Source organism: Kitasatospora sp. NPDC091257 (genome assembly GCF_044757675.1).
In the GTDB taxonomy this organism is placed as follows: Bacteria; Actinomycetota; Actinomycetes; order Streptomycetales; family Streptomycetaceae; genus Kitasatospora; species Kitasatospora lactacystinica.
Genome location: NZ_JBIVVI010000900.1, coordinates 1 through 3,838 on the forward strand (window position 1 = coordinate 1; position 3,838 = coordinate 3,838).

Consider the following 3,838-nt stretch of genomic DNA (forward strand, 5'->3'; position numbering starts at 1 on the left):
CCCGCGGGTGCCCCCGCCCGACCACGGAGGACGGCCATGGAGCCCACCCCGCTCGCCCGCAACCGGGACTTCCGGCTGCTCTGGGCCGGCGGCCTGCTGGCCTCGCTCGGTTCCCAACTCGCCTCGATCGCCCTGCCGTTGCTGGTCCTGCGGGAGACCGGATCGGCCGCCCGGGCGGGCGCCGTCGGCACCGTCTCGGTCGGCGCGCTGCTGCTCACCATGCTGCCCGGCGGGGTGCTCGCCGACCGGATCGAGCGGCGCCGGCTGATGCGGATCTGCGACGTCCTCGGTCTGTTCGCGGTCGGCGCCCTGGTCGTCGCCGTGCTGCGCGGGCACACCCCGCTGCCGCTGGTCCTGCTGGTCGCCGCCGCCGGGGCGCTGATCACCGGCGTCTACGGGCCCGCCGCGGGCGGGCTGCTGCGCGCGGTGGTGCCCACCGGGCAGGCCCGCGAGGCCTCCTCCCGGATGCAGGCGCGCGGCGCGGCCGCCCGGCTGATCGGACCACTCGGCGGCGGGGCGCTGTTCGCCTGGCACCCGGTGCTGCCGTTCCTCGCCGAGGGCGTCGGACTGCTGCTGTCCACCGTCTGCGTGGCGCTGATGCGGACCCGCTCGCTGCCCGCCGCGACGAACGGGCCGGTGCTCGGCCGGGCCGAGCTGACCGCCGGACTGGCCTTCATCTGGCACCGGCCCTATCTGCGCACCCTGCTGCTGATCTTCGGCCTCGGGATGAACTTCGCGTTCAGCGCGCTGATGTTCGCCACCCTGGCCGTCGCCTCCGACGGCGGCCGCTCCGGCGTCGGAGGCGGCACGGTCGTCTCCTGCACCGCGGCCGGCGCCCTGGCCGGCGCGCTGCTGGCTCCCCGGCTCGGTGCCCGGGTCCGGGACGGCAGCCTGGTCGCGCTCGCCTGCTGGGCCTGCGCGCTCACCGCCGGGGTCCTGGTGCTCACCCGGGTGCCGCTGCTGATCGGACTGCTCTGCGCGGCCTGCATGTGCCTGTCCACCGTCGCCAGCATCGGCTTCGTCTCCGGCATGCTGATCGCGGCGCCGCCCGACCGGATCGGCCGGGTGCAGAGCGCGGCCGCCTTCCTGTCCACCCTGGTCCAGCCGTTCGGCCCGCTGGCCGCCGGCACCCTGCTCGGCTCGCTCGGCGGCACCCGGACCTTCGCCCTGCTGGCCCTCGCCATCGCGCTCTGCGCGGCCGTGGTCACCTGGGCGCCGCCGGTCCGGCGCGGACCGCAGCCGCGCCCGGCCGTCTGAACACCGCCCGCTCCCGGAAGACTTCGGAACAGGAGGCCCCATGGCCGGCGCCCACGAGACCCAGCTGTACTGCCTCGCCGATCCGATGTACTACGACACCCCCGGGCGGCTGCGGGACGGGGCGAACCGCTACCCGCTGGGCCTCGGCGAGCCGCCCGCGGGCTGGCGGCGGGAGCAGCGCGGGCTGTGGACGGTGCTGCGGCCCGAGGTCCCGTCGGCCGACTCCCGGCTGCCGGAGCAGGGCTGGAAGCTGCACGTGTCGGCGGTGCGGGAGGGCGCCGAGCGGACGCTGGAGGCCGTCGCCCGGATCTGCCTCGACCGCCGGGTCGCGTTCAAGTTCCTGCGCGGCCCGGCGGCGCTGGCGGTGGCGAACGGCAAGTTCGCGGGGCGTGGCAGCAGCGGCAAGTTCATCACCGTCTACCCGGCCACGGAGGGCGAGTTCCTCACCCTGGCCGAGGAGTTGGCGCGGGCGCTGGACGGCTTCCCCGGGCCGTACGTGCTCACCGACCTGCGGATCGGCGACGCCCCGGTGTTCGCGCGCTACGGGGCCTTCGTCGAACTGTGGTGCCAGGACGCGGCCGGGCGGGTCGTCCCGGCCCTGCGCGACCCGTCCGGCGCGCTCGTGCCCGACCCTCGCGAGCCGGCGTTCCGGCTGCCCGGGTGGGTCGAGCCGCCGGCCGCGCTGCGCCCGCACCTGGCCGCCCGGGCGGCGGCCCGCGGGCGCCTGCCGTACCGGATCGTCGAGGTGCTCCGGTTCTCCAACGCCGGCGGGATCTACCTCGCCGAGCGGCACGGCACGGGGGAGCGGGTGGTGCTTCGCGAGGCCCGCCCGCACGCCGGGCTGGACGGCGCCGGGGCGGACGCCCTGACCCGGCTGCGGCGCGAGCAGTGGGCGCTGGAGCGGCTGGCCGGGCTGGCGTGCGTGCCGCGGCTGCACGAGGTGCGCACGGTGTGGGAGCACACCTTCCTGGTGCAGGAGCACGTCGAGGGCGTCCAGTTGTTCACCGAGGCGATCCGGCGCTACCCGCTGGTGCACCAGAACTGCACACCGGAGCAGCGCGCCCGGTACGCGCGGTGGGTGGGCGGGGTGGTGGCGGGGCTGGAGCAGGCGCTCGCCGCCCTGCACGGGCGGGGCGTGCGGTTCGGGGACCTCCACCCGTCCAACGTGGTGCTCCGGCCGGACGGGTCGGTGGTGCTGGTGGACTTCGAGTACGCGGCCGGGCTGGACGACCGGCGGGTGCCGGTGGCCGGCGCGGCCGGACAGCACGTCCCGCCCGGACTGACCGGCGCCGAGGCCGACCGCTGGCTGCTCTGGGCCACCTGGCTGATGCTGCTGATGCCGGTGCTGGAACTGGCCGACCTCGACCCGGGCAAGCTCCCGGCGCTGGAGCGGCGGGCGCGCGAGTGGTTCGGACTCGGGGAGGAGGAGGGGCCGGTGCGCCCTGGAGCGGTGGCCCTGGTGGAGTCGGCGAGCGAGCGGCGCGGGCGGGAGCTGCTGGCCGGGCCCTCGCTGGACCCGGTGCGCCGGGAGCTGGTCGCGGGCCTGCACGCGGGCGCCACCCCGGACCGGCCGGACCGGCTCTTCCCCGGGGACGTGGCCGGGTTCGCCGACGGCGGTACGGGCGTGTCGCACGGCGCGGCGGGGGTGCTGTACGCGCTGCACCGCGCCGGCGCCGACTGGCCGCAGGAGTACGCGGACTGGCTGGTCGCCGCGGTGCGCCGGCGGGCCGACCGCCCCGGCACCGGCGGACTGTACGACGGGCCGCTCGGCACCGCGCTGGTGCTGGCCCGGATCGGCCGGACGGAGGAGGCGGAGGAGCTGCTCGGGCGCGCCCGCACCGCCCGCCCGGCCCGGGAGGCGGGCCTGTTCGGCGGCCGGGCCGGCGCGGCGCTCGCCCGGCTGCGGCTGGCGCGGGCGCTGGACCGCCCCCGGGAGCTGGCCCACGCGCTCGACGACGCACGGGAGTTGGCCGCGGTGCTGCGCGGCGACCCGGTGCCCGGGCTGGACGGGCCGGCGGCCGCCGGGCTGCTGTACGGGCTGGCGGGGATCGCGCTGCTCCAGCTGCGGCTGTACCGGCGGACCGGCGAGCGGTGGCTGCTCGACTCCGGGCGGACCGCGCTGGAACGGGCCGTGGCCGGGTGCGTCCGGGTGCCCGACGGGTCGGTGCAGGTACTGGAGGCCGGGCGCCGGCTGGCCTACCTGGACCGGGGCAGCAGCGGAATCGCGCTGGTGGTGCGGGAGTTCCTGGAGCACGCGGAGCTGCCGGGCGGGGAGGCCTTCCTGGCGGACGTGCGCAAGGTCTGCGCGCCCGGGTTCATCCGGGAGCCGGGCCTGTTCCGCGGGCGGGTCGGGCTGACGCTGGCGCTGGACCGGCTGGGCGGGGCGCCCGCGCGGGAGGCCGTGCTCGGGCAGGTGCGCAAGCTCCAGTGGCACCTGGTGGCCCGGCCGGAGGGGCTGCTGGTGCCGGGGATGAGGCTGCGGCGCTTCTCGGCCGATCTGCACACGGGCGCGGCGGGGGTGCTGCTGGCGCTGAGCGGGCTGGAGGAGGGGCCCGGGGAGCGGCGGGCGGACGTGCTGGAC

The 3,838-nt window shown here is 77.8% G+C and carries 2 protein-coding genes; both read left to right on the plus strand.

The features are described from left to right. The first annotated feature begins 36 nt into the window (after nt 1-36). Entirely contained in the window at nt 37-1,257 is a 1,221-nt protein-coding gene (locus ACIQOV_RS31660) for an MFS transporter (protein ID WP_401054115.1), read from the plus strand. 40 nt (nt 1,258-1,297) lie between these two features. Continuing rightward, a partial coding sequence (lanKC, locus tag ACIQOV_RS31665) for a class III lanthionine synthetase LanKC (protein ID WP_401054116.1) occupies nt 1,298-3,838 on the plus strand: 2,541 nt, incomplete at its 3' end.